Source organism: Acidobacteriota bacterium, assembly GCA_012517875.1.
In the GTDB taxonomy this organism is placed as follows: domain Bacteria; phylum Acidobacteriota; class JAAYUB01; order JAAYUB01; family JAAYUB01; genus JAAYUB01.
This window is the reverse complement of record JAAYUB010000017.1, coordinates 164297-188936: the sequence shown is the minus strand read 5'-3', so window position 1 is coordinate 188936 and position 24640 is coordinate 164297. Positions and strand designations below refer to the sequence as shown.

The window sequence follows — 24640 nt, the reverse complement described above, 5'->3', positions numbered from 1 at the left end:
TGTCGGCAACAAAACGTCGACCGGGCCGGTTCGGCCGGCTCAGCGGTCCAGCTCGCGCCGGATATGCCGGATCGCGGCTTTGAGAACCTTGAGCCGGGCACAGCGCTTGTCTTCGGCTTCGACCAGCACCCACGGTGCGCGGGTGGTGCTGGTCCGCTCGATCATGTCCACCGCGGCCGCCTCGTAGGCGTTCCACTTGGCCCGGTTGCGCCAGTCCTCCTCGGTGATCTTGTACTGCTTGTAGGGGGTGACCTGGCGGTCCTCGAAGCGCCGCAGCTGCTCTTCGGGGCTGATGGCCAGCCAGAATTTGACGACGATGATACCGAAGTCCGTGAGTTCCTCTTCGAAGGCGTTGATTTCGCCGTAGGCCCGCTGCCAGTCGGCGCGGGAGCAGAAACCTTCGAGGCGCTCCACCAGCACCCGGCCGTACCAGGAGCGGTCGTAGATCGTCACCCGCCCCTGTCGCGGCAGGTGGCGCCAGAAGCGCCACAGGTAGGGACGGGCGCGCTCCTCGTCGGTGGGCGCGGCGATGCTGATCACCTGGTAGTTGCGGGCGTCCATGGCTTGGGTGAGGCGCCGGATGGTGCCGCCCTTGCCGGCGGCATCCGGGCCTTCAAACACCAGGATGAGCTGGCGACCTTCCTCGTGGAGCCGGCGGGTGAGCCGGTTGAACTGGCCCTGGCAGCGCAGCAGCCGTTCGTCGTACCCCTTGCCGTCGGCGTGGCGGGACAGATCCAGCGCCCGGATGATGCTGGCCGCCGGGGGCTTCGGCCGATCGGGTTGCGGCTTCGGGGCGGCGTGGCCGGCGGCGGCCAGACCGTCGGTCAAGGCCTGCAGCAGAACCTTGGCCACGGACAGGTTGCGGAAGTTCTCGTCGGCGGCGGCGATGATGTGCCACGGCGCGGCGCCGGTGCTCGTCCGCCGGATGGCGACTTCGGACACTTCGCGGAAGCGGTCGTATCGCTTGAAGTACTTCCAGTCGATGGGCCGGACCCGCCACTTCTGGAGCGGATCGCGCTCCAGCGCCTCAAGACGCCGCTTCTGCGCCTTGCGCGACAGATGCAGCCAGAACTTGACCACCAGGTAGCCCTCCCGCCCCAGCAGCTCTTCGAAGGCGACCATGCGGTCCAGCCGCGCCTGGAAACTGGCGCCGCCCATCCGGCCGAAGACGCGCTCGATGACGGGCTGGGTGTACCAGGACCCGAGAAAGATGGCCATCCGGCCGCGGGGCGGCAGCACCCGCCAGAACCGCCACATGGGCGGCCGCATCCGCTCCTCGTCGGAGGGCTCGCCCATGGCGTGGGTCTCGATGCCGCGCGCATCCAGCCATTCGTGCAGCAGATTCACGGTGCTCGTCTTGCCGGCGCCCTCGACGCCGCCCACCAGCACGATCACGCCCAGGTTCGACGCGGCCAGCTCCCGCTGCGCCGCGAGCAGCGCCGCCCGGAGCGCCGGCACCTGTTCCTCGTACGCGGCCTTGCCGATCTTCTGAATCACTTCGGCGGTTTCAAACATGGCACCCCTCCGGGAGAATCTTCCGGCGTATGGCGGTGTGACGCGCCAGCTTCCCGCGGCTCCGGATGGCCAGACGCCTGCGGGCGATCCGGTCCGAAGTCAGGCGGACACGATCCGGTTGCGGATGCCGCCGATCCCCTCAACGGCGCATTCCACCACGTCACCCGGCTGGAGGAACTCGGGTGGGGTGCGGGCGAAGCCCACGCCACTGGGCGTACCGGTGGCGATCACGTCGCCCGGCAGCAGCGTCAGGCCCAGCGACAGCCACTCGATCAGGGTGGGGATATCGAAGATGAACTCGACGGTGGAGGCATCCTGCTTGACGGCGCCGTTGACCCGGCTGGTGAGGCGGAGGCGATGCGGATCGGTCAGCTCATCGGCGGTGACGATCCAGGGTCCCATGGGGCAGGCGCCGTCCAGGCTCTTGCCCTTGAAGAATTGCCCGCCGTGGCCCGACTGGACGTCCCGGGCGGAGATATCGTTGAGCACCGTGTAGCCGAAGACATGGTCCATGGCGGCGGCCTTCGGGATGTTTTTGCCCCTCCGGCCGATCACCACCGCCAGCTCCACTTCCCAGTCCAGCTGCGCGGTGACCCGTGGGTCGAGGGGAATGTCGCCGTACGGCCCGTTGACCGCCGTGGTCGCCTTGGTGAAGAACTGGGGGCGCTCCGGCAGCCGCAACTCGCGGCCGCGGGCCCGCGCCCCTTCGCGGGCGTGCTCGAGGTAGTTGAGGCCCACGCAGAAGATGTTGCGCCGCGGCGCCGGGATGGGCGCCAGCAGCATCAGCCCGGCCAGCGGCAGCGGCGGGCCGTCGGCTTGACGGGCGCGGGCCAGGCCGGACGGACCCGCCGCAATCAGGGCGAGCATGTCCGTGCCGGGCACGGGGATCACGGCGTCGCCGCGGACCACACCGACGGCCGGGCCGTGGGAAGCGGCGTAAGAGACGAGTCGCATGGTCGCCTCCAGGGGGGATGGAACGGGAACATGGTACCAGAACCGCCAGTGTGGGTAAATCCCGCGGTTGCGATACGTGACGACGGACTGGGGCCGGACCGTCAGGCGGATCGACCGGCGGCCGCCTCGGGCGGGGCCGGCGACTGGTCGTCGCCGGACAGGCGCTGCGGTGCCGCGCCAAGATAGATCCCGGCGAGTGCCACGCCCAGGCCCAGCCACTCCAGCGGACCGGTGAGGCGGCTGAAGAAGAGGACGTCCCACAAAAACGACAGGAGAGGCTGCAACAGCAGGATCAGGCCGGCGAGCGTCGCGGTCACCTTGGGCAGCGCGCGCGCGATGACCACCCAGGCCAGCACCTGGCCCAGCAGCGCATAGACCAGCAGGCCGGACCACGTGGTTCCGTCGGCGATCGTGAAGTGCTCGCCCTGCAGCCAGCCGCCGGCGCCGCAAAATGCCGCCGACGACAGGGACACCACGCTCAGGCTGGCCAGCGGCGTCAGCGCCCGGGGGTGCGCCTGGGCCGCGCGCAGGATCACCAGGTAGGCGGCGTAGCAACCCGCGGTGATCAGTCCCAGGATGACGCCCCAGCGGTAGTCGGGGCCGAGGGTCTGCCAGCGCGGTCCCACGATGAGACCGATGCCGCCTAGACCCATGGCGATGGCCGCGCGGTGGCGCGGCCCCAGGCGCTCCTTCAGGACCAGCATGCCGTAGGCGGCGACGAGGAACACCTGGAAGTTGCCGAGCAGTGTGGCCAGGCCGGGTCCCACGAGGCGGATGCTCCGATGCCATACGGCCAGGTCCACAGCGAACGCCAGGCCGGCGGCGACCGCCAGCAGCGCCGGCGCGGGCCCGTGCCAGATGCGCTGCCGCGCCGCGGCTGCAGCGGCCAGGAGCATGACGCCGCCGAACAACATGCGGTAGAAGGCGGTCACCGTCGGGCCGGTGTGTACCAGCTTCACGCAGATGGGCGCGAAACTCAGGATGAGCGCACCGGCCATGAGTTCCAGCGTGGGACGGCGGTGGTCGGTCATCGGCTCCTCGTGGGAAGGGTGCCCGTCATGGCGCCATGATTGGTCCGCCGGGCGGGTTTGTCAAGATCCGGCACGGTGCGGTTGCGATCCGGCGCGCCTGCGGCTACAATCTGCTTATCATGGGAAGACATCTACAGACGGTTCTGGTGTGGATGGTGCTGGGCGTATGGCCGCTGGCGCTCGACGGCCGGTTACTGGGCCCGGATGGACAGCCGCTCGGCGGCGCCCGGGTGGTCGTGGTGGGCCAGACCGGGACGGCGCTGGCCGATGCCGACGGTCGCTTCCGGCTGGAGCCGACGCCGGCGTTTCCCTTCGAACTTGTGGTGATGCGCCCCGACGGTGTGGCGCTCCGTCCCGTGACGGTGCGGGCGGTTCCGGCGGACGGTCCGCTGGAGATCCGACTGGAGTCGGCGGCCAGCGACACCGTCACCGTGGTGGCGGGCATCGTGCCCGACCTGGAGCTGCCCCCGGCGGCCGCCGCGGCGGTGATCGGGCGGGGCGATTTGGAGCAACGGGCGCCGGTACGGGTGCCGGATGTGTTGGAGAGCATCCCGGGCGCCGGCGTCACCGGGGAGGGGCAGTCGGCGGTGCCCGCCCTGCGCGGGCTATCCAAGGGTCGGACGCTGCTCCTCGTGGACGACGGACGGGTGACAGCCGAACGGCGCGCCGGCCCGTCGGCCCCTTTCCTGGATCCCGAGACGGTGGGAGAAATCGAGGTGATCCGGGGCCCCGGATCGGTGGCGTACGGGTCCGACGCGTTCGGGGGGATCATCCGGGCGCGAACCCGCCTGGCGTCGCCGGGTGAGCCCGCGGGCGGCCGGCTGTTCGTGTTCGGCGCCGCCGGCGTCGCCGGCGGCGGCGGGAGCGCCGAAGGCAACGCGCCGCTGGCGGGCGGCTCGGTCACGGCGGGGGCGCACTGGCGCCGGTCTGCCGACTACCGCAGCCCGGCGGGGACGGTCGCCGATTCGAGCGCCACGCTGGGCGGCGCGCGTATCGGCTACCAAAGTCTGCTCGGCGGGGGCGTGCTTCGGCTGGGCTGGCGGAGCGACCTGGCTCGGGACGTGGGCAAGCCGGCGACGGATTCTCAGACGACCGGCACCGTCTACCCGGTCGAGGACTCGCACCGCTTCAGTGCGGCATTCGAACGGCCGGGCCCGGGGGCCTGGTCCCGGATCGGGGCCAGCTTCGCGTGGGACGCGTACCGGCTGGTGCTGGACCGGGACCGCTATCCCACTGCCGCTGCGTCGGGGCAGTTGAGCCGGTCGGACACGGATGCCCGCGACTATGAAGCCCGGCTCGAAGCGGAGCGGAGCTGGGGCGAGTCGACCCGGCTGGTCCTGGGCGCCGCCGCCGCCGGCAGGTACGGCCTGCGAGCGGTCAACACCACCTTCGCCTACGGTCCGAGCGGCGTCCCGTCAACGATCACAACCGAGGTGTCGGTGGCGGATGCCCGGCGCGACGACCTGGCGGCGTTCGCCGCCCTGGACGGCCGAGCGGGCCGATGGTCGTGGGGCGGCGGGATCCGGGCCGACCGGGTGAGCAGTCGGAACCGCGGCGGCTATTTCGGCGACTGCGACAGCGTCCGCGGGGCCGTATCCGGCTTTCTGGCAGGCGGTGTGAATGTCCGGTCGGATCTGGCGATCACCCTGCAGGCGGCCCGCGGGTTTCGGGATGCGACACTCTCCGACCGGTACTACCGCGGGGTGACGGGGCGCGGCTTCGTCACCGGCAACCCGGACCTCGAGCCCGAGACCAGCCTCCAGTTCGACGGAAGCGCAGTCTGGACGTCCGGTCCGCTGCGGCTGGCGGCGTACGGGTACTGGTACCGGATCCACGACCTAATCGAGCGGTACAAGAACGGCAGCGACTACTTTTTCCGCAACCGGGGCGAAGCGACCATTCGGGGCGCGGAGGTCGAAGCCCAGGTGGCGGTCACCGACGGTCTGCTCCTGGAGACAGGCGCGCACTATCTGCGGGGGGAGGCCGACGACACCGGGGAACCCACCGACGACGTGCCGCCGCCGGGCGTGTTCGTGATGCTGCGTCGGACTCCGGGCAGGGCTTGGTGGTGGCTGGTGCGCGCGGCGGCCTATGCCCGCGACGAACGGCCCGGGCCCACGGAGGGGGTGGTGCCGGGCTACGGTGTCTGCGACGCCGGGGCCGGCTGCCGGCTGGGGGACCGCCTGGAGCTGGATGTGCTGGTGCGCAATCTGTTCGACGTTTGCTACCCCGGTTCGGCCGATGAAAAAGCCGCGCTGGCGCCGGGTATCTCCCTCCAGGTGGGACTTCGGGCGACGTTTTAAATTGACCGGATATCATCCACCGGCGGCTGGTCGGCCAGTGGTGTCGCCGGCTCACCTCCGGCGGATGAGGATCAGCGACAGGTCATCTCGGGCACGGGCTTCGCCGGCGAAGCGGTCGACGTCGGCCAGTAGACGCCGGCCGGCCGCCTCGGCCGACAACCCGTGGAGTTCGGGAGCCAGCCTCAGCAACCGAGCGTCATCGTAGAGCTCGTTGTGGATATTGTGTGCTTCGGTCAGTCCGTCGGAATAGACCAAGAGCAGGTCACCCGAGGCCAGATCGATGGTCTGTTCGGTGAACGTCTCGTCGATGAGCACGCCCAGGGGCGCGGCGACGGGCGCCAGAGTATCCACGCCGGTCGCGCGGACAGCAAGCGGCGGCAGGTGCCCGGCATTCAGCAGACGGACCGATCCGCCACCGGAGGTCAGCTCCAGGTACAACAGCGTGGCGAAGCGGTTGGGCAGGCCGTCGCGGCAGAAGATGCGGTTCACCTGGCCGCCCAAACAGGCCAGATCGCGGGCACCCGGCGCCAACGCCCGCAGGGTGGCCTGCAGCTTGGACATGAGCAGCGCCGCCCCCAGCCCCTTGCCGGCCACGTCGCCGAGCGCCAGTCCGGTCCGCCCGCCGCCCACGTCGAGATAGTCCACGAGGTCTCCGCCCACGTCGTTGGCCGGGCGGGTGTAGAGCCAGACATCCCAGCCCGGAATCTCCGGCGCGCGATCGGGCAGCAGTGCCATCTGAACGGCGCGGCCCACCGCCAGCTCGTCCTTGGCCAGCAGCTTGTCCTTGAGCTCCAGCATCAGCACGAGCAGGATGATAAAAAAGCCGAGCAGACGCGCTTCCACGTTGAAGTGGAAGTTGCCCTGATCCCAGGAGATCTGGGGGGTGAAGAAAAAAAACACGGACAGAATGAACAGGAGTTGCCGCGCCGGGGTCAGCTTCAGGAACATGCTCTTGAGGAGCCAGGCCGACAGCCAGATGCCGCGCCGCAGCCAGCCCATCGCCGCCAGTTTCTCCCGTCGCTCCCGGTCCAGATAGAAGGCGTACAGGTCGTAAAAATCCCGACGAAACGTGCGGACCAGATCATTCTGGAATAGGTCTTCCAGTGTCAGTTTCCAGCCGGCCTTCGGGGTGCCGGGCGGAACGTTCGAGGAATTCGGTTCGCCCATGGGCCGCTTCTGTGTCGGGTGGCGGTTCAAGCCGTGGTCTGTTCTCGATTGTACCTTACCCTTTCCGGACAGGCAAGCCGGGGTCCGTCCGGCGGACAGACACCAGCCAGCCGGATCCCCGCCACATCGTTCGGTCCCTGTGTTAGAATACGCCCACGTCCTGAAAGGACTTGGGACCATGAACGGGAACCAAACCGATCCGCTTGCCGACACCCATCCAGTGCCTCCGGCGCCCGACCCGGGTGATCCCGGACTGATCCGCCAGCCCGACGGCATCCCGCCGCGCTACGAGGTCCGCCGCCGGCTGGGCAGCGGCAGCTTCGGTGAGGTTTTTTACGCATGGGACCGCCGGCTGGAGCGGGCGGTATGCGTTAAAGTGCTGCGCAAGGACGTACTCGGCGACGGCAAAGGCGACGAAGCGAAGCAGCGTTTCCTACGCGAGGCCCAGGCCGCGGCGCGGCTTCAGCACCGCCACATCGTCACGGTGCATGACGTCGTGGAGCAAGACGGCCGCCTGGCCATCATCATGGAGTACGTCGAGGGCGAGACGCTGCGCGACCTGATGCAGCGGCGGGGACCGCTGGATGTTCCCACTGCGGTCCGGATCATCGGCCAGATCGGATCGGCGCTGGCCTTCGCCCACGCCGGCGGCGTCATTCATCGGGATCTTAAACCGGCCAACGTGTTTCTGGCCCAGGACGGCACGGTGAAACTGGGCGATTTCGGCACCGCCCGGGTCATGGACAAGGCGACGCTGACCCACAGCGACTCACTCATCGGCACGCCTGCCTACATGGCGCCCGAAATGATCCGCGGCGAGTCCGTCGACGGCCGAACCGATATCTACGCCCTCGGCTGCATGGCCTACGAGATGATCGCCGGCCAGCGGCCCTTCACCGATCCCAACCTGGTGACCGTGCTGTTCCAGGTGATGCACGAGCCGCCGCCCTCGCTGCGCCAGCGGGTGCCGGATGTGCCGGCATGGCTCGATGCCGCCGTCGCCAAAGCCATGGCCAAGTCGCCGGCAGACCGGCAGCAGCGCGTTGAGGCGCTGCTGGCCGACCTCGGGGCGGAGGTCCCCACAGCCGGGACGGACATCCGACCAGCGGTCCCGACGCGCGCCCGATGGAAATGGGCGGCCGTGGCGGCGGTGGCAGCGGCGGCGGCAACTGCCTGTTGGTGGGTCTTCTGGTCCGGATCGCCCCGGCCGGTCGCGGTCGCTATCATGCCGTTCGTCAATGAAACGGGACAATCCGAATTCAACTTCGTCACCCAGGGACTGGCGGCCGAATTGAGCCGGCTCTATCCGGTGAGCGGCGCTGTGAGCGTGGTGCCCATCGGAGATCTGGCGCAAGGCCCGGTCCGGCCGGAGGAGGTGCTGAAGGCCAGCCGAGCTCGTGGGGCGGATTTCATCCAGTCGGGACGGCTGCTGACGCGCGCCGGCACGATCGAATTGGAGTATCGGCTGATGAGCACGGCGGGGAGCCGGCTGTGGACGGACCGCATCCCGCTGTCGGCCGGGAACCTCCAAACCATGGTGCGACAGGTGTACCGCCAGAACATGACCTGGCTGGATCTGCCCCCGGCGAATCCGGAGATGGAGATCAACCCGACGGCATATGAACTCTACCTCAAGGGCATCGGCAAGATTCAGGACATGAGCCACGGCGAAGCGGGTGCGTTTGAAGAAGCCAAGGCATTTTTGGAGCGGGGCCTGCAGATCGAGCCGTCGGTGACCTTGTATGCCGGCCTGGCGGAACTGCACTTCCAGGCGGTCAACACCTGGAATTCGCTGGAACCCGACAGCCTGTCGTATAGTCGCTATTACCTGGAGAAAGGCCGGTCGCTTCAGCCGGATTACGGCCCCCTGCTCCGGTTGAGTGTCCTGCTGGATATCCAGCAGGGCCGGATGGAAGAGGCGATGCAGACGCTGGTGGAACAGTTCCGGGCCGACCGGCTGGAGCTGATGCAGTTCAACCAGGCGGCGACCATCTTCCGCCTCAACGGCGACCACGAAGCGGCATCCGCCCTGATCCAGTACGCACTGAGCCTGTATCCCGACCACGATTTCATTCGGCTCAGTCTGGTCCGGAATCTTACCCAAACGGGACGGACGACCGAAGCGCGGAAGATGCTCGAAAAGCTGCTGCGGGACTCGCCCCAGTACTACTTTGTGCGGTTGGATTACATCCGCCTGGCCATGATGTCGGGCGACATCGGTACGGCGGACCGTCTCGTCAAGAACATGCCGGAGTTGCTGCCGAGTCGGGCCATCCGCCATCAGGTCGCGTGCCTCCAGGGGGACTGCGCCCCGTTCGACCCGAGCGAGCGTTTTCGTCGTGTCGCCAAACTCGATTACGACTTGTCGCTGGTCATGGCCGAGTGTTTTTCGATGAGCGGCCAGACCGATGAAGCCATGAAGTTCATGCAGCAGACCGTCGATATCGGCTTCACCGACTGGAGCTATTTTGACCGGAATCCCCTGTTGGCCAACGTCCGCCGGACGCCGGAATACCAGACGCTCCGAAAACAGGGTTTGGTCAACCAGAGGTCGCGCCGTCTCCGGGAACGGGCGCTGATCCAGCCAGTACTGGACCAGTACCAGATCGTCCTTCCCCCGGCAACCGCCCTCAACTGATGGTTCATTGTCCGGTGAACACCGCCGACCGCTTATCCCAGAAGGCGCGGACGTGACCCTGATCCGGCCGGCCTCGGGCGACGCGGTGGCCATGCCCAGCGGCAATGACGAGATGACCCCGCGAGCCCATGTCGATTATCGGGGCAGTCCGGCGCCGCCGCGGCAGATGCGCGAAGTGCTCCGGCAGGCCATGGCCGCCGAGGGCTTCGAAGTCTACCCCTACGAATGGTGGCATTTCGACTACCGCGACTGGCGGCGTTATGCCATCGCCAACATCCCGTTCAACCGGATCGCGCCGGCCGGTCCGCCCGTTCAGCCTTGACGGAGCGCCGGCTCGCCAACCCGGCGATAGCGCGTGTTCGGTGGCTACTACTCGCGGTTGCCGGTTTGACGAGCAAAATGGCGGTATAGCAGCCACGTGATCAGGAACGAAAACGTGAGCACCGCCCCGGGCACCACGATGCCGAACCAGAAATCAGTCATCGGTCGCCCTCCTTCGTGTCGCCGGAGCCGCCGCGGTTGCGCTTGCGATACGCATACCAGGCCAGGATCAAACCGGCGAACGAGGTGACATACGCCAGCGACATCCCCATGAGCATCTTCAACCCTTCGTTCATGGCACGTCCTCCCACTTGACCTTCCGCTCGAGCTCCTCGATGTAGGCCTGCTGCTTTTTTTCGTATGCGTCCGATATGGTGGACAGCTTGGGGTTGATGATCCAGTACACCCCCACCGTCAGCACCACCCCGGCGGCGAGGATGATGTAGCCCAGCGGCATCAGCATCACGCTGAGCGCCGTGCCCACCATCAACGCCGCGTAGGCGAGCGGCGACAGGACGATGGCGATCCAGTCCTCACGGGTCCACTCGTCCGCCGCTTTGGGATCCCAGTGTCTGCGGATGAAAGCCATGGCGTACCTCCTTAGAGCAGGCCGAGCTTTTCGGCTTCGCGCCGGACGGGGCCCCACCAACCGATGGGGCGCGACATCGCATAATATTTGACCAGGTGTTTCATGTCCTCGGGCTTGGTCAGGAACGTCACCGGCACATAGATCAGCGCCCCCAGCACCATGAGCAGCCAGAACTGTTGATAGTCCTGGAGCGCGGGGATGACTCCGAAGGCCGGCAGCACCCAGACCACGAGCCACGACAGGACCAGGTTGGCGATCCAGGACGCCAGGTAGGCCCAGCCATTGAACCGCCACCAGACCACCTGGAGAATGTTGGGCAGCCACACGCCGGCCGCCATGATCCACAGGGCGAAGATCAGCCACGCGGTGATGTTTTCCATGATGGAGCCGAAGACAAATGAGCCCAGGAGCAGCAGCAGCGTGGAAATCCGGCCCACCCATACAAGCTGGTACTCGTTCGCCTCGGGCCGCAGGTAATGGTGATACAGATCGCGGGTCATGTACACCGCACCCAGGTTCAGGTGGGTGGAGATGGTGGAGATGTGGATGGCCACAATGGCGGCGAAGAAGAAACCCAGCATCCCGGCCGGCAGGGTGTCGAAGCCCAGCCGGAACCAGGCCATCTCATAGTCCTTGACCTCGGTCAGGTTGGGGTACAGCACGAAAAAGCCCAGCACCGCCGCGCCCCAGATGGCGTTGCGGGTGAGAACCAGCGCGGTGCCGCTCCAGATGCACCAGGCGGCGTCCTTGACCGATCGGGCCGATTGGATGCGCTGGGCTTCGGCGTACCAGTCGATGCTGGTGCCCATGCCGAAACCGCCGATCACCGCGATGACCACCATGGTCAGGAACCAGGCGATGGGGAAATCGCCTCCGAACCAGCCGGTGAAGGCGAACGGGTTGAGCCGGTGCGCCTGGCCCAGCGCCTCGAGTTTGGCCACGATCGCCGCCGGGCCGCCGGCCTGGGCGATGCCCCAGAACGAGACGATCAGGATGGCGATGAAGGCGATGATTCCCTGCTGAAAGTCGGCCATCACCACGCCCCAGTAGCCGGCGGCCAGCACATAGACGGCGCATGCCGCCGAGAAGGCGGTCAGGCCGATGAACGGGTGCCAGCCGAACAGGTAATGGCAGACCTTGCCCATGGCGATGCCCACCCAGCCCAGGATGAACATGTTCATGAACACCTGCCAGCCGGCGGTCCAGCCCCGGAGCAGGTGGGAGGGGAGGCCGCCGAACCGGAGGGTCTGCCACTCGGCCTGGGTGTACGCCAGCGACCGGCGGAAGATCCGCGCCGAAACGAAGGCGCTGATGGCGCACCAGGCCGAGAAAAAGGTGTACCAGAGACCGGCCAGGCCGTGCTTGTAGATCACGCCGGACACCCACATGGGCGTGTCGGTGGCGGTGTGGGTGGCGTACACCGAGGACGCCGGCAGCCACCACGGCAGGCCGCGGCCGGCGAGGAAGAAGTCCGCCTCGGAGCGCTTGCCCAGGCGGTAGAACAGAACGCCGCTGCCCACCATCAGCACCATGAAGGCGATGATCCAGAACCAGTCCAGAAAGCTCAACTCAACCATGGACACCTCGTCAGGCAGCCGGTTTGGGGACGCGATCCGCCGGGTGCGGCGGATCGTGCCCGGCTGTCGAATTCAGCGGTCAGTAGATCGTGCCTAGTTTAAACAGGATCCACAGAAAAGTAGACGATTATTTTTGGTCGGGAGAAAAACCGCCGCCGGTCACAGCAGGTGGATCTGCTCCCGCCGGCAGCGCTCGAGCACGTGGTCCGGCCAGAGACTGGCCTGGACTTCGCCGATATGCCGGCGCCGCAGCAGGAACATGCACAGGCGAGACTGGCCGATTCCGCCACCGATGCTGTCCGGCAGCCGCCCGTCCAGCAGCAGCCGGTGCCAGGGCAGATTCAAACGGTCGCGACATCCGCGAACGGTGCACTGGCGGACCAGCGCCTCGGCGTCCACCCGGACACCCATGGAAGACAGCTCAAGCGCCCGGTGCAGCACCGGACTCCATACGAGAATGTCGCCGTTCAAACCCTGTCGGCCGTCACCGGTGGGAGTGGACCAGTCGTCGTAATCTGGGGCTCGTCCGTCATGGCTGCCGCCGTCAGGCAGGGGGCCGCCGATCCCAACCAGGAAGACCGCCTGGTGCCGGCGGCAGACCAGGTCCTCACGTTGGCGCGGAGTCAGATGCGGGTACTGGCGACACAAATCCTCGCTGTGGACGAAGGTGATCCGGTGCGGCAGCAGCGGCGTCATGCCGAGCCGGCGGCACACGGCCCGTTCCGTGCGGCGCAGGGCGGCGAAGATGCGCGCCACCGTGTGCTGCAAGGTCGCCAAGGTGCGGTCTTCGTGGCGGATGGCCAATTCCCAGTCCCACTGGTCCACATGGACCGAATGGATGGCGCTGGCCAAGTCGCTTTCGTCGGGCCGCAGGGCGTTCATGTCGCAATAGATGCCGCGGCCCGCCGGCACGCCATACCGGAACAGGGCGTATCGCTTCCACTTGGCCAGCGATTGCACCACCTCGAGATGCCGGTCACCCAGCTGCGTCGCATGGAACCGCACCGGAGTTTCGACGCCGTTCAGGTTGTCCTGCAGCCCGGAGTTCCGATCCACAAACAAAGGGCAGGTGACGCGGGTCAACCGCAGCGCCCGCGCCAGCGACCGCTGAAAATGATCTTTGATGAAAAAGATGGCCTGTTCCAGTTTCACCAGCTCGGGAGCGGGGGCAAAGAGTGAGTGCATGAGACCCTTCCAAAAACAAATTATTGTTATTGTAGAAATCCAAATATTTTAGTAAAGTAAAATTTATAAATAGGCATAATTATTATATTTTTACTATAAAAATAGACGTAATTTTGTAGATTTAGAATTTTCAGAGGTGAGAAATGGTTCCGAATTTCGAGATCGACAAATTAGATGGAGACATTCTGCGCGCCCTCCAGCGGGACGCCCGCCGGCCGTTCCAAGAGCTGGCGCGAGACCTGTTGGTCTCGGGCGGGACGATTCACGTGCGGGTCAACAAGCTGAGGGAACAAGGCGTGATCCGCGGGACGCGGGTGGTGATCGATCCGGTCCGGATCGGCTATGACGTCTGCGCGTTCGTGGGCATCAACCTGCACAACGCGCGGGACTACAAGAAGGTGTTAAAGCAGCTTCAGGATGTGCCGGAAATCCTGGAAGCCCACTACACCACCGGCAAATACAACATTTTCCTAAAGGTGGTGGCCCGCAGCACCCGGGGATTGCACGACCTGCTCATCGACCGCCTACAGTCGATCCCCGAGATCCAGTCGACCGAGACGCTCATCTCGCTGGAGGCGCCGATCCTCCGGGAGGTCCCGGTGCCACGCGTCCGGTAGGCGGCGGCCGGATTCGTCAGCGCGGCGGGAGGACGACCCGCAGCGTCTTGATTTCAAATTTTCCGAAGTCGAGGGTGACCGTGGGGCCGGCGGGCGCCAGCTCCTGGATCGGATTTTCCATCAGATCGGTTTCGGATACCTTCGCCGGGGTGACGGGCAACTGGAGCACGGCCCGGTCGGGCCGGCCCAGCGACTCATAGAACCGGAAAATCAGGGCGTCGCCGTCCTCGGCCAGCTTGACCGTCTCGAGGACGACGCCGACAGTGTCCACGGCGGCAAAGCTGTGCGCGGTGGGCAGCTTGCCGGGGTGCCGCGTCTCCGCCCACGCCCGGAGCGGCGTGTTGAGCTCGGCACCGCGGCGCACCGTTGCGCCGTCGGCCCAGCTCCCGGCATGGGTGTAGAGGGAGTAGGTGAACGCGTGCCGGCCGCGGTCCGCCATGGGATCGGGCCAGATGGGGGCGCGGAGCAGCGACAGTTCGATCTCGCTGCCGTGAATGTCGTAGCCGTGCTTGCTGTCGTTGAGTACGGAGATGCCGCCGGCGGCATCCGCCAGGTCGGCCCAGCGCAGGGCCGGCACCTCGAAGCGGGCTTTCTCGGCCAGCGTCTCGCGGCGGGTGCTCCGGGCGATGGCGGCGAACGGGATTTCGTAGGTGGCCTGGTTGCTGGTGACGGCGACGGGGAAGGCGGCCTTGAGCATCAGATGCGATTCCCACCAGTCGGCCTCGGTGGCGATGTCCACGCGGTCGAGGGCGCGGTACACGGTGATGGTCTGGGTGAAGGTCGATGACGGGAAGTCCTCGGTGGGCGCGTAGCGGGCCTTGTCGGGGCCCAGGAAGTTGTGGCGCACCCGGAGCATGGCGCGCACCGGCGTGGCGTGGATCAGCTCCACGGCGGCCGCCCGGTTCAACGGCCATACCCGGCCGGTGAAGCCCAGGTTCCAGGCATCCCAGTTTTCCGGTATGTCCTCATAGATTCGCAGTGCGTTGATCGCCTGGCCGGGGGCGACAAACTCGCGGTCCAGCTTCTTGTCGCGGAAGCTGCGGATTTGGCCGCTCTCGGGATCTACCTCCAGACGGTGCCACCGGTTCTCGAGGAAGGTCTGGTCGGCCTTGACCTCAATCATCGCCGGTCCGGGCGACCCGGGCCGCGCCACAAAGACCCGGTAACCTAGCGACGGCACGTTCTCGGCCACGAAGGCGACGCGGAGCGTGCCGGTCTCCGCATCCCGGCTGAATTCGGCGGGCACGGGCTTGCCGTCCACCGTCCACAGCGCCAGTTCGCCGGACGCCGCCGGCAACTCCGCGGAGACGAAATCGGACCGTTCCCAGGCCAACGGATTGAACACCACCACGGGAATGCCCTCGATCCGCGACGTATCCACGGCGGCGCCCACGCGGCGCAGCGCCTGATCTTCGATCCGCCCCAGCTTCCGCCGGACGGTGGTATAGGTCTCCAGAGCGTCCCGGTAGACCGGGGTGATGGAGGAGCCGGGCAGGATGTCGTGAAACTGGTTGGTGAGCACGTCCTGCCAGAGCGCGGCCAAGTCGGCCTTGGGATAGGCCGCGCCCAGCAGCCGGGCCCAGGTGGCCGCCTTTTCCGCCGCGCCCAGGTCCGCCTCGCACCGCCGGTTGTTCTGCTTGATCTGGGCCTGGGAGGTGAAGGTGCCGCGATGGTACTCGAGATAGAGTTCATCGCGCCAGACGGGGATCCGCTCGCCCAGGGCGCCGGGAATCTGCTTCAGGAAATCGCCTGCCTTGGCATGCACGTACTGGGGCGCCACCGGCAGCCGGCCGTAGCGGCGGACGCGGTCGAGGATCTCGCGATTGGGTCCGCCGCCGTGGTCACCCAGCCCGAAAAGGATCAGGCTGTTCTGCCACCCCGTGGTGGCCTGGTACTTGGTGATAGCGTCGGCGTTCTCGGCCAGGTCCACCCGGCTGGTGTAGCCCTCGGGCGGGAAATAGGTCAGCAGGCGGGTGCCGTCGGGGCCCTCCCACCAGAACACGAAATGGGGGAACACCGTCGTGTCGTTCCACCAGATCTTCTGAGTGATGAACACGTCGAGGCCGCTCTTGCGGTACAGTTGCGGCATGTTCCAGTTGTAGCCGAAGGAATCGGGGTTCCAGCCGATCGTGACGTCCACCCCGAATTTTTCCTTGAAGTACCGCTTGCCGAACAGGAGCTGGCGCACCCAGCTTTCGCCCGAGATCAGGTTGCAGTCGGGTTCCACCCAGGTGCCACCCACCACTTCCCAGCGCCCGTCGGCGATACGCTGGGCGATCTGCCGGAAGAGTTGCGGGTCGCGCTCTTCCATCCAGCGGTACGTCAGCGCCTGGCTCTGGGCGTACACCAGCTCGGGGTATTCGTCCATGTTTTTCAGGACGGTGGCGAAGGTGTTGCGGGCCACCTCCCGGGTTTCGGCCATCCGCCACAGCCAGGCTATGTCGATGTGGGCGTTGCCGATGAGATGGACCTTGAACTCCTGGGCGTAGCGGCGCAGCTCGACGGTTTCCGCCAGCGACTGCTTCAGGGAGGCGTCGAGGCGGTCGCGGCTCCCGCGCTTGACGGCGTCCAAATCGAGGGCCTGCACCGCCCGCGCGTACGCGGCGCCCAACTGGGCCAGGCGCTCGGCGGACACGCCGCGGCGGTCCTCGATGGGGTAGGGCCGGCGGGTGAAGGTGTAGCGGACGAGCTCCGGCCAGATCAGCCGTTCGGCGGTCTGCAGGCTGTCCACCCAGTCGCGGAGCGCCGCGACCATGGGGCGGGCCTCCAGATAGTCCATCTCGGCGCCCCGGATGGCAAAGACAAGTCCCGTCTCGGGCAGCGGGTTGCGCCGGGGCGGCCAGAACTCGCCGCGGGGGGGCCGCCGGCCGGCGTTGACCGCTTCGAGGTCGATCGTGGAACCGGTGATCGGCGGCGGGTCGTTGAGGAACACTTCCTTGACGACTTCGACGCCCTGGTCGCCGCCGCCGTCGATCCGGATAACTTGGACGACGCGGTCGTCCTGGCGCACGGTCACGTCGACAAGGCCGCGGGCGTACAGCTTCAGCTTGAGAACGGTGGGTGTGCCCAGCACGGGCACCCCCGCCACGACTTCGCGGCAGGGAATCCGGGCGCGCACACCCACCCGGGAGGCATCCAAGCCCCGTCCCAGTTTGTAATCGTCCCACGCCTGGCCGTCGAGCGTCCAGGCCCAGCCATCCACCGTCAGGTTCACGGCGGCGGCGATCTCCTGGAGTCTGGCCTTGGCGGCCGCCATGTCGGCGGCTGGATCCTGGGCCGGCAGGACGGCGCCGGCGGCGGCAAGAGTCGCAATCAGCAGAAGCCGGAGCACGATTGGCATCCATCCTCCTTCATATGCTCAGGCTGCCGGCCGGGCCCGTCAGACGGCCGCACCGGCGCCGGACGCGTGGGGTCATGCTTGAAGAACCATTCTAATCGAGGGGCGGAACGAACCCAATCCCTTTTTTCAGCGGCGCCTGGAGCGCAGCGAGCGGATTGCCTGGGCGGTGCCCCCGTGGTACCATCCGGAACACGGAATCACTGCGGGGGCGCACCACATGAACACAATCCGGATGCGGGGGAATATCGGTTGCGGGATCCGCCGGCTGGCGCTGCTGGTCGCCACGGCCGTGATCGGAGCCGGCTGCGGCCGGGATTCCAGCGGCATTCCCGCGGAGCAGGCGGCCGCCTGGCGGAAGGCCCTCGAAGCGGACCGCACCGCGAAGGACCGGGAGTTCGCAACCGACGCGCTGTCGCCCATGGCCGGCGCGGCGCGGTTGACGCTTGCGGCACCGGGCGGCGGGTTGCGGGTGGCGGCCGGCTCGGTCGCGTCGACGGCGCCGCCCGGACCGGACGATCCGCTGGTGTTCAGCCTGGCGGACGGCCAGTGGCGGTGGGAATCCCGGGCGCCCGGCGGCTGGGCCGAGGTGGCGCGTAGTCCGATTCCGCCCGGTCCGCTGAGCGACGGGATCCGCTTCCGACTGGAGCGATTCACCCTCGCGGCGTACCCCGGCGCCGACGGACTGACCCTGATCGTGTTCGATCCCGCCCGGCGCGAGCGCCGCGAGTTCCGCCGGCTCCTGTACTTCCCGCCGGACCGCGCATTCGCCGTGCCGGCGCGCCTGGAGCGGCTGCCCGATCCCGAAACGGTGGTCATGCTGACCAGCCGCAACATGGAGAAGCGGTTCGTCCGCTACGCCCGGCTCCACTTCACCTTGGATGGCGCGGCCTGTGTGCTGGCGGCGTTCAAGTCCGCCACGGGTGCGTCGGACGACCGCACCCTCTTTGTGCCGTTCACCGATGCCACGACGGGGAACGAGACTTATCCCGCCGGACGTTTTCTCGATCTGGACGAGCCCGCCGGCGAGACCCTGGTGCTGGATTTCAACCGGGCCTACAATCCGCTGTGCAACTATTCGCCGGCCTACAACTGCCCCATCCCACCGGCGGAGAACCGCTTGCCGGTGGCCATCCGGGCCGGCGAGCAAACCTATCCGCACTGACGTTGAAACCGGCGCTCGCCGGAAGAGCTGTCACGCCTCCTACCGCCGCGAGAGGCGATGAAGAGTGAAACGCAAAACTCAGGAGATGCGGGTGGCGGTCAACGGCCGGTTGGCCGAACGGTTCCGCCTCAGAGCTTGGCAGGTGTCACCGACTCCCGGGTCCACCGGCACGAGCGCAATCCGGCCCGGAATTCCATCAAAAAATAGTGATAATCCCGAACCTACGGCCCGTCTATTGGCCAATGAATGACCCGACGTGGCGGTGACTTCCGACGCAACGGATCCGTGTGCCGGGCTGTTCAAATCGTGGGGCTCGCCCCATCTGACGCAAGGAGGATTCATGAATCGAAAAATGTGCCTCACCCTGATGACCCTGGTCTTGGCAGCGGTGGTGATGATCGGCTGTGGAGGGCCACCCGCCACCAAGACGGCGGCGAACGATGCGTCCGCGTTGGACCAGCCCCGGTCGCCGGCTGACCTGGGCAACGCGGCCGCCGATCTATACGGCCAGGCGATGAGCGAGTTGGTGGCGCTGCTCAAGGACAAGCCGGCACCGGCGGCGGTCAAGGACAAGGTGGTGCAACTCAAGGAGGCGTATGTGCAGAAGCTGGTGAGCCTGGGACGCCAGCGGGAGGCGCTGGGGGCAGCGGACCGCGCCACCGCCGACATGCGGGTAAGTCTCGGCCTCGAACGGGCGGCGGGCCCGTCTTTCCAGGCGTACTCCGACATCCAGCAGCATTACATGAGCCTGGACAACGAGTTGGCCAACCAGATCGCCAGCTTCAACATTCTCACGCAATATTTCAACTTTGATTTGTTGAAGAAGCAGAGCGCGGCGGAAGCCCAGCGTCTCGGCATTCAGTGAGCGGTTCCAGAGAGGCAATTAGCGTGAACAAGTTAACGATATGTAAACGACTCGGCGCCGTCGTGGTGCTGGTATCCGTGCTGGCAGTGTATCCGGCGGCCTCGGCCACGCTGCCGGGCGCCGGCGTCTATTTCTCCAAGACGCCCATCGACCCGAACAACCCAGCCAACCTGACGAAGAGTTTTCAGGCCGGTGATCCCATCTACGGCCTGATGGTGGTGGACAAAACGTGGCGGGAATTGTACTCGGGCAAGACGGAAATCCCGGTGATGGTGGTCATGGCCATCGACGACCAGGACATGCTGGAGTATCAGTACATCACCCTCAAGGGCCCGCTGGTCAACAACCGGTTCATGGTCCTCGACATTGCCCCGGAACCGGCCCGGATGACCGCTTACAAGGACCCGAATATGGTCTTCGGCGAGGGGAAGGGCAACCGCAAGATCGGCCCCATCGGTTTCACCTTCCGCCTGGGTGAGCTCGCGACCGGGTCCCACACCGTGCAGATTTACGTGCGCGACTTCGGCACCAAGCACGCCGAAGGATCATTCACCATTCAAGGGAACAACTACGCCTACTACACCGGCCTGAACCAGAAGTACCTCAATGCCGACGCCCAGGCCGCCACTCTGCCGCCGGCCAAGATGACCGACAAGCAGCTGGAGGCCGCCATGCGAAAGCTCCTGCTCAACGGCGGCTGGCCGGGCGTGCATCGGATCCACATCGTGGACAAGGACTGGTGGTACGACCGGGCATCGGGCGGCGACAGCCCCATCGTCGGGCGCCACATCGCCGCAGCGGCGCTGTACAAGGACACGGATGGCAAGTACTACTATCGGCTCTGCACATTCGAACAGCGCAAGCTCATCACCGGCGGGTTCGGGACGCTGGAGCTGACCGACCAGGGTCGCAAGATTTCCATCCCCGCGGAGAACATCGACAAATAGCCCCGTCCCGTGTCGGGCGGCAGGCGCACAGATGCCAGTGTACGGCAGGCGACGGCGGCCATGGGCTGCCGCCGCCCGCGGCTGTTTTGCCGGTGTTCTCTTGCGGCGGCATTTGCTATAGTGAAGAAGCGGCAAGGATGCAACGTCGACGGCGCGAAAGGAGCGTGGGGCCGTGAACAGAGTGATCGGGACGGCGATTGGTCTGGGATTATTCTGGTTGATGTGGACCGCGGGAGTCCGGGCGGGCGATTCGCCGCCGGCGGCTGCGGGGTTGACCGTCGTGAAGGCCGAGGCGGGCTTCGCCATGGCCAAGGCCGGCGTCCAGCCCGCCGACGTGCTGCTGCGCTGGCGGCGTGTGGCGGGCGTGGCGGGCAGGGATGAGTCGCTGACCTCATACTTCCATCTCCGCGAGGTGGAGATCCTGCACGCACCCCGCGGCGGCGTTGACATCCTGGTGCGTCGCGGCGAAACCGAGCGTTGGGTGGCGATTCCGGCATACGAGTGGCGGCTCTCGGTTCGCCCTGCGCTATCCGGCGAGGCCGGTGTGGCGCAGGAGGAGGGGGAACGATTGCTTGAAGCCAGGGACGTGGACGGTGCCGTGGCGCGGTGGAGCACCGGGGCTGCTGAAGCGGCCACGCGGGGCGACCAGGTGACGGCGGCCTGGTTGCATTTCCGGTCCGGGCAGGCTCTGGCTGAGGCCAAACGGTGGACGGCCGCCGTCGGTGCCCTGGGGCGGTGCGCCGACGCGCTGGCCGCCGTGGCCGCCGGGCGGTTCCAACCCATCATCTGGGACATGCAGGGCGAACTCCTGCGCCAGGACAAACGGCCGGAATTGTCCATGGAGGTCCATCGGAAGGCGCTGGCCGCGTGGGCGCACGACGGCGGGGAGCTGGGCCGCGCCAACAGCATGACCGGCCTGGGCCACTGCGCTTGGCAAATGGTCCGCTGGCCTGAAGCCGTCCAATATTACGAGAACGCCTTGGCGATCCGCCGGGAAGTAGCGTCCGATTCCATGATCGTTTCCGTCTCCCTGACGACATTGGCCACGGCATATTCCAATACCGGCGACCTGGCCGCCGCCGACCGCTGCCTCCTGGAAGCGCTGGCGATCCACCGGCGCCACCTGCCGGGTCATGCCGCGGAAGCGAACATCCTGAACACGCTGGGCGTCAACGCGTCCAAGGCCGGCCATCAGATCAAGGCCCAGCAGTATTTTGAGGAATCCCTCCGACTCAAGCAGTCGCAGAATCCGGATTCGATGGCGGTGGCGTACACCCTGAACAACTTGGCCGCCGTGGCCCGCTTGCGGGGCGATCTGGCGCTGGCGGAGGATTACCACCGGCAGGCTCTGAAAATCAAGCTGGCGTTGGAGCCGGACAGCATCAGCCTGGCCCGTTCCTACTACAACATCGGTCAGATCTACATGGCACGCCGGGATCTCCCGGCCGCGGCGGAATACCTCAACCACGCCCTGCAAATTCTGGAGCGGAAGGCTCCGCGCTCACGGGAATACGCGGACTGCCAAGAACAACTCGGCAATCTGGCCCGCCTGGAAAACAAGTTTGACCTGGCCGAATCGCGCCACCAGGAAGCGACGGCGATCCGAAAACAGGTATCGAACGATCCGTTGGATCAACTCCGCACACTGATCACTCTGGGCGCCATTCGCCTGGAGAGCGGCGACCCGGTCCAGGCGGAAACCCACTACCAGGCCGCGCTGAACATGGCGCGGCAAGTTGCCCCGGCCAGCCTCTATGAGGCCCGCTGCCTCCGGGGACTGGGCGACGCCTGCCTGCGGCGGGGCGACCTGGTGGCCGCCGAGCCGGCGCTGGAGCCGGCGTTGAAAATCTTCGCCGCCATCGCGCCTCTGACCATCGACGAGGCCGCGGCCCAACACCTGCTGGGAGACCTTCGCCGCCGCCAGGATCGGCTGCCAGACGCTCTGGCCTGCTACGAGCGCGCCGTGGCCGCGCTCGAGGGACAGCTGGAGAAGCTCGGCGGCAGCCGGGAGATTGCCGAAGCCTTCGCCGCCGAGTATGCCGGCTTTTACAAAGATGTGCTGGAATTGAAACTGCTGTTGAACGACCCCCGGGGCGCGTTCGACGTCCTGGAGCGCTTCCGCGCGCGCAGCCTGCTGGCCATGATGGCCGAGCGCGATCTGGACTTTTCCCGCGATGTGCCGGGCGAACTGCTGGAGCGCCTGGAGACCGCGCGCACCCGCTGCCGCGAGGCGCAGGATGAGCTGATGCAGCTCAGCCCCGACAGGGAGCCGGAACGCATCGCGGAGCGCCGGCGCCTGGTGGCGGAGCGTCGCCGCGAGCAGGCCCTGGTCTGGGAGGCCATTCGCAAAGCGTCTCCCCGCCTGGCGGCGTTGCGGGCGCCGGAGACGCTGACGGCGGAGCAGGTCGCCGCGGTGATGGGACGGGACACCCTGTTTCTGTCCTACGCGGTGAGCGAGCGAGCCACCCACCTGTTCGCCCTTCTGAACGGCCAGCTGCGGGTGGAGTCCGTTCCGCTCGGCCGGCAGCAGGTGCAGGAAGCGGTGGAATACTATCTCGCCATGCTCAGCAATCCCGCCAGCCGAAAAGTTCGGCTGATGGGCCGGGCTCACGCCCTGTACCGGCAATTCGTGGCGCCCGTCGATGATCTGGTGCGACGCTCGCAGCGCATCGTGGTGTGCCCCGACGGACCACTGCACATGCTGCCGTTCGCCGCGCTGGGTCTGGCCACGAACCGCTACCTGATCGAAGAGAAACCGGTTTCATACGTGATCTCCGCGACCGTATTCGCCGATGGCTTGCAGGACGAGCCGCCGCGCACTGCGCGGCCGGTGGTGCTGTTCGGCGATCCGGACTATCCGGGCCAGGCCGCCGGCGGGCCGGCCGGGCGACTGCTCCGATGGGTGCTCCGCGATGACCCGGTGCCGCCTCTGCCCGCGTCGCGCGACGAGGTGCAGGGGATTGCCGCCTTGTATCCCGGCGCCCACGTGGCGTATTTGGGCGCCGAGGCCCGCGAGGAACGGGTGAAGTCGCTGGATCGGCTACCCGGCTACCTCCACTTTGCCTGCCACGGTTTTTACAATCCGGTGAGCCCTATGGACAGTGGGCTCCTCCTGACCATCCCGGCGGAAGGAGGTGACGACCGCGACAACGGCTTCCTCCAGGCCTGGGAGGTTTTTGAGAACGTGCGGATCGATGCCGAGCAGGTGAGTCTGTCCGCCTGCGATACCGCCCGGGGCCGGGAGCTTGGCGGCGAAGGACTGGTGGGGTTGAACCGGTCCTTCCTGTACGCCGGGGCGCGCACGGTGATGTCTACGCTCTGGAGCGTCGCCGACGCATCGACGGCGGAATTCCAGAAACTCTACTACCGCCAGCTCAAGTCTGGCCGAGCCAAAACCGAAGCCGCCCGGCTCGCCCAGCGGGAGTTCATCGACGGCAAGGTCCGCATCGCGGCGACGGTACCAACCGGAGAACCGCCGGACCTCAGCCACCCCTATTTCTGGGCGGGCTTCGTGTTGAACGGACAATGGCGCTAGACCCTCCCATCCATGATCCCGAGGATTTCCTCACCCGCAACCTGCCGCAGGTGGAGCGGGTGATCCGGTGGGTGGGCCGCCGCCGGGGGCTGCCGGCGGACGAGCTCGAGGAATTCCGTTCGCGCGTGCTGGTCCGGCTCGTGGAGAATGACTACGACGTCCTGCGGAAATTCAGGGGGTTGAGCAGTGTCCAGACCTTCCTGGTGACGGTGATCCAGCGCCTGCTCCTCGACTACATCGCCCAGGAGCAGGGCCGCTGGCGGCCGTCGGCCGCCGCGCTCAAGCGTGGCGCGCTGGCGGTGGAGCTGGAAAAGCTCATGGTGCGGGGCCGGCGCACGTTCGAAGAGGCATTCGCGGCCCTGCGCGCGCGCCACGGGGAGTCCCTCGACCGGGACGAGCTGTTCCGGCTGGCGGCGGAGTTGCCGCTGCGCCGGATGACGACGCTGGTGCCCCTGGAGTTGGTGGAGAACTTGGCGGCGCGGAGCCAGTCGGCGGAGAAGGAGCTGGGCCGGATCCGGCACGTGGAACAGTCCGCCCGGCTCAGCGCCGCCCTGCGCGACGCGCTGGCGGACCTGCCGGCCGAGGATCGTCTGCTCATCCGGCTGCGCTACGTCGACGGGTTGACCGTGGCCCAGCTCGCCCGGTCGTTCGGCGGCAACCAGGTCGCCCTCTACCGGCGGTTCGAGAAGATCCAGGAGCAGCTGCGCAGGCTCCTGGTGCGCCGGCGCATGGTGCGGGAGTCCGTAGACGAGATGCTGGGCTGCGCGGACGCCCGTAAATCGCTGAACTTCTTCGACGACGCCGTCGCCGACCGCGGAGACGCGGGCGGCGGGGAGGATCCGGGGGAAAAACCCGGTTAAACAGTCGGGCGCGGCCGTCTAATGCGATGAGCGC

At 66.9% G+C, this 24640-nt stretch carries 18 protein-coding genes; 9 read left to right on the top strand and 9 right to left on the bottom strand.

Translation table 11 applies throughout. The features are described 5' to 3' along the window. Window positions 1-39: 39 nt before the first annotated feature. The 3 genes from pap to GX414_02430 form a co-directional block, all read right to left on the bottom strand. Complete coding sequence (gene pap, locus GX414_02440; GenBank protein ID NLI45948.1) at window positions 40-1515, bottom strand: polyphosphate:AMP phosphotransferase; 1476 nt, start codon at window positions 1513-1515, stop codon at window positions 40-42. A 99-nt stretch (window positions 1516-1614) separates the two neighbouring features. Next, complete coding sequence (locus GX414_02435; protein NLI45947.1) at window positions 1615-2469, bottom strand: fumarylacetoacetate hydrolase family protein; 855 nt, start codon at window positions 2467-2469, stop codon at window positions 1615-1617. Between the two features lie 101 nt (window positions 2470-2570). Continuing rightward, on the bottom strand, window positions 2571-3500 hold the full coding sequence (locus GX414_02430; GenBank protein NLI45946.1) for a DMT family transporter: 930 nt from the start codon (window positions 3498-3500) through the stop codon (window positions 2571-2573). A gap of 119 nt (window positions 3501-3619) precedes the next feature. On the opposite strand from GX414_02430, the gene GX414_02425 reads away from it, so the two are divergent. Next, window positions 3620-5803 carry a TonB-dependent receptor gene (locus GX414_02425; GenBank protein NLI45945.1) on the top strand — a complete coding sequence of 728 codons (2184 nt, stop codon included), beginning with the start codon at window positions 3620-3622 and terminating at the stop codon, window positions 5801-5803. A gap of 51 nt (window positions 5804-5854) precedes the next feature. Here the strand turns inward: GX414_02425 and GX414_02420 are convergent, their stop codons facing one another. Continuing rightward, window positions 5855-6970, bottom strand: a complete 1116-nt coding sequence (locus GX414_02420) for a serine/threonine-protein phosphatase (GenBank protein ID NLI45944.1) — start codon at window positions 6968-6970, stop codon at window positions 5855-5857. Window positions 6971-7148: 178 nt separating this feature from the next. Between GX414_02420 and GX414_02415 the strand changes: the two genes are divergently transcribed. Further along, entirely contained in the window at window positions 7149-9608 is a 2460-nt protein-coding gene (locus GX414_02415) for a protein kinase (protein NLI45943.1), read from the top strand. Window positions 9609-9699: 91 nt separating this feature from the next. Further along, the gene (locus tag GX414_02410; GenBank protein ID NLI45942.1) at window positions 9700-9930 is read left to right on the top strand and encodes a M15 family metallopeptidase; all 231 of its coding nucleotides are present in this window, start codon (window positions 9700-9702) and stop codon (window positions 9928-9930) included. Window positions 9931-10087: 157 nt separating this feature from the next. Here GX414_02410 and GX414_02405 read toward each other — a convergent pair whose 3' ends face one another. From GX414_02405 to GX414_02390, 4 genes are all read right to left on the bottom strand, one after another. Continuing rightward, window positions 10088-10225, bottom strand: coding sequence for a hypothetical protein (locus GX414_02405; GenBank protein NLI45941.1), 138 nt, complete (start codon window positions 10223-10225; stop codon window positions 10088-10090). Continuing rightward, the gene (locus GX414_02400) at window positions 10222-10518 is read right to left on the bottom strand and encodes a hypothetical protein (GenBank protein ID NLI45940.1); all 297 of its coding nucleotides are present in this window, start codon (window positions 10516-10518) and stop codon (window positions 10222-10224) included. The genes GX414_02405 and GX414_02400 overlap by 4 nt, the downstream gene beginning before the upstream one ends. Before the next feature lie 11 nt (window positions 10519-10529). After that, complete coding sequence (locus tag GX414_02395; protein NLI45939.1) at window positions 10530-12095, bottom strand: Na+:solute symporter; 1566 nt, start codon at window positions 12093-12095, stop codon at window positions 10530-10532. Between the two features lie 159 nt (window positions 12096-12254). Further along, on the bottom strand, window positions 12255-13280 hold the full coding sequence (locus GX414_02390; GenBank protein NLI45938.1) for an aspartate--ammonia ligase: 1026 nt from the start codon (window positions 13278-13280) through the stop codon (window positions 12255-12257). A gap of 143 nt (window positions 13281-13423) precedes the next feature. Here GX414_02390 and GX414_02385 point away from each other — a divergent pair, with 143 nt between their 5' ends. Continuing rightward, window positions 13424-13897, top strand: a complete 474-nt coding sequence (locus GX414_02385) for an AsnC family transcriptional regulator (GenBank protein ID NLI45937.1) — start codon at window positions 13424-13426, stop codon at window positions 13895-13897. A gap of 16 nt (window positions 13898-13913) precedes the next feature. On the opposite strand, the gene GX414_02380 is transcribed toward GX414_02385, so the two are convergent. After that, complete coding sequence (locus GX414_02380; GenBank protein NLI45936.1) at window positions 13914-17237, bottom strand: alpha-mannosidase; 3324 nt, start codon at window positions 17235-17237, stop codon at window positions 13914-13916. A 217-nt stretch (window positions 17238-17454) separates the two neighbouring features. Between GX414_02380 and GX414_02375 the strand changes: the two genes are divergently transcribed. From GX414_02375 to GX414_02355, 5 genes are all read left to right on the top strand, one after another. After that, window positions 17455-18399, top strand: a complete 945-nt coding sequence (locus GX414_02375; protein ID NLI45935.1) for a DUF1684 domain-containing protein — start codon at window positions 17455-17457, stop codon at window positions 18397-18399. Window positions 18400-18739: 340 nt separating this feature from the next. Further along, on the top strand, window positions 18740-19264 hold the full coding sequence (locus tag GX414_02370; protein ID NLI45934.1) for a hypothetical protein: 525 nt from the start codon (window positions 18740-18742) through the stop codon (window positions 19262-19264). Window positions 19265-19287: 23 nt separating this feature from the next. Beyond that, window positions 19288-20211, top strand: a complete 924-nt coding sequence (locus GX414_02365) for a hypothetical protein (GenBank protein ID NLI45933.1) — start codon at window positions 19288-19290, stop codon at window positions 20209-20211. A 172-nt stretch (window positions 20212-20383) separates the two neighbouring features. Continuing rightward, window positions 20384-23746, top strand: a complete 3363-nt coding sequence (locus GX414_02360; GenBank protein ID NLI45932.1) for a CHAT domain-containing protein — start codon at window positions 20384-20386, stop codon at window positions 23744-23746. Further along, window positions 23737-24606, top strand: coding sequence for a sigma-70 family RNA polymerase sigma factor (locus GX414_02355; protein NLI45931.1), 870 nt, complete (start codon window positions 23737-23739; stop codon window positions 24604-24606). Before GX414_02360 ends, GX414_02355 begins: the two co-directional genes overlap by 10 nt. Window positions 24607-24640 lie beyond the last annotated feature (34 nt).

Bases quoted from the DNA above. Each gene is read 5' to 3' on its own strand.
- GX414_02375 (NLI45935.1), top strand. From the start codon at position 17,455: ATGAACACAATCCGGATGCGGGGGAATATCGGTTGCGGGATCCGCCGG.
- GX414_02420 (NLI45944.1), bottom strand. From the start codon at position 6,970: ATGGGCGAACCGAATTCCTCGAACGTTCCGCCCGGCACCCCGAAGGCC.
- GX414_02425 (NLI45945.1), top strand. From the start codon at position 3,620: ATGGGAAGACATCTACAGACGGTTCTGGTGTGGATGGTGCTGGGCGTA.
- GX414_02405 (NLI45941.1), bottom strand. From the start codon at position 10,225: ATGAACGAAGGGTTGAAGATGCTCATGGGGATGTCGCTGGCGTATGTC.
- GX414_02410 (NLI45942.1), top strand. From the start codon at position 9,700: ATGCCCAGCGGCAATGACGAGATGACCCCGCGAGCCCATGTCGATTAT.
- GX414_02385 (NLI45937.1), top strand. From the start codon at position 13,424: ATGGTTCCGAATTTCGAGATCGACAAATTAGATGGAGACATTCTGCGC.
- GX414_02415 (NLI45943.1), top strand. From the start codon at position 7,149: ATGAACGGGAACCAAACCGATCCGCTTGCCGACACCCATCCAGTGCCT.
- GX414_02380 (NLI45936.1), bottom strand. From the start codon at position 17,237: ATGCCAATCGTGCTCCGGCTTCTGCTGATTGCGACTCTTGCCGCCGCC.
- GX414_02395 (NLI45939.1), bottom strand. From the start codon at position 12,095: ATGGTTGAGTTGAGCTTTCTGGACTGGTTCTGGATCATCGCCTTCATG.
- GX414_02435 (NLI45947.1), bottom strand. From the start codon at position 2,469: ATGCGACTCGTCTCTTACGCCGCTTCCCACGGCCCGGCCGTCGGTGTG.
- GX414_02355 (NLI45931.1), top strand. From the start codon at position 23,737: ATGGCGCTAGACCCTCCCATCCATGATCCCGAGGATTTCCTCACCCGC.
- GX414_02400 (NLI45940.1), bottom strand. From the start codon at position 10,518: ATGGCTTTCATCCGCAGACACTGGGATCCCAAAGCGGCGGACGAGTGG.
- GX414_02430 (NLI45946.1), bottom strand. From the start codon at position 3,500: ATGACCGACCACCGCCGTCCCACGCTGGAACTCATGGCCGGTGCGCTC.
- pap (NLI45948.1), bottom strand. From the start codon at position 1,515: ATGTTTGAAACCGCCGAAGTGATTCAGAAGATCGGCAAGGCCGCGTAC.
- GX414_02370 (NLI45934.1), top strand. From the start codon at position 18,740: ATGAATCGAAAAATGTGCCTCACCCTGATGACCCTGGTCTTGGCAGCG.
- GX414_02390 (NLI45938.1), bottom strand. From the start codon at position 13,280: ATGCACTCACTCTTTGCCCCCGCTCCCGAGCTGGTGAAACTGGAACAG.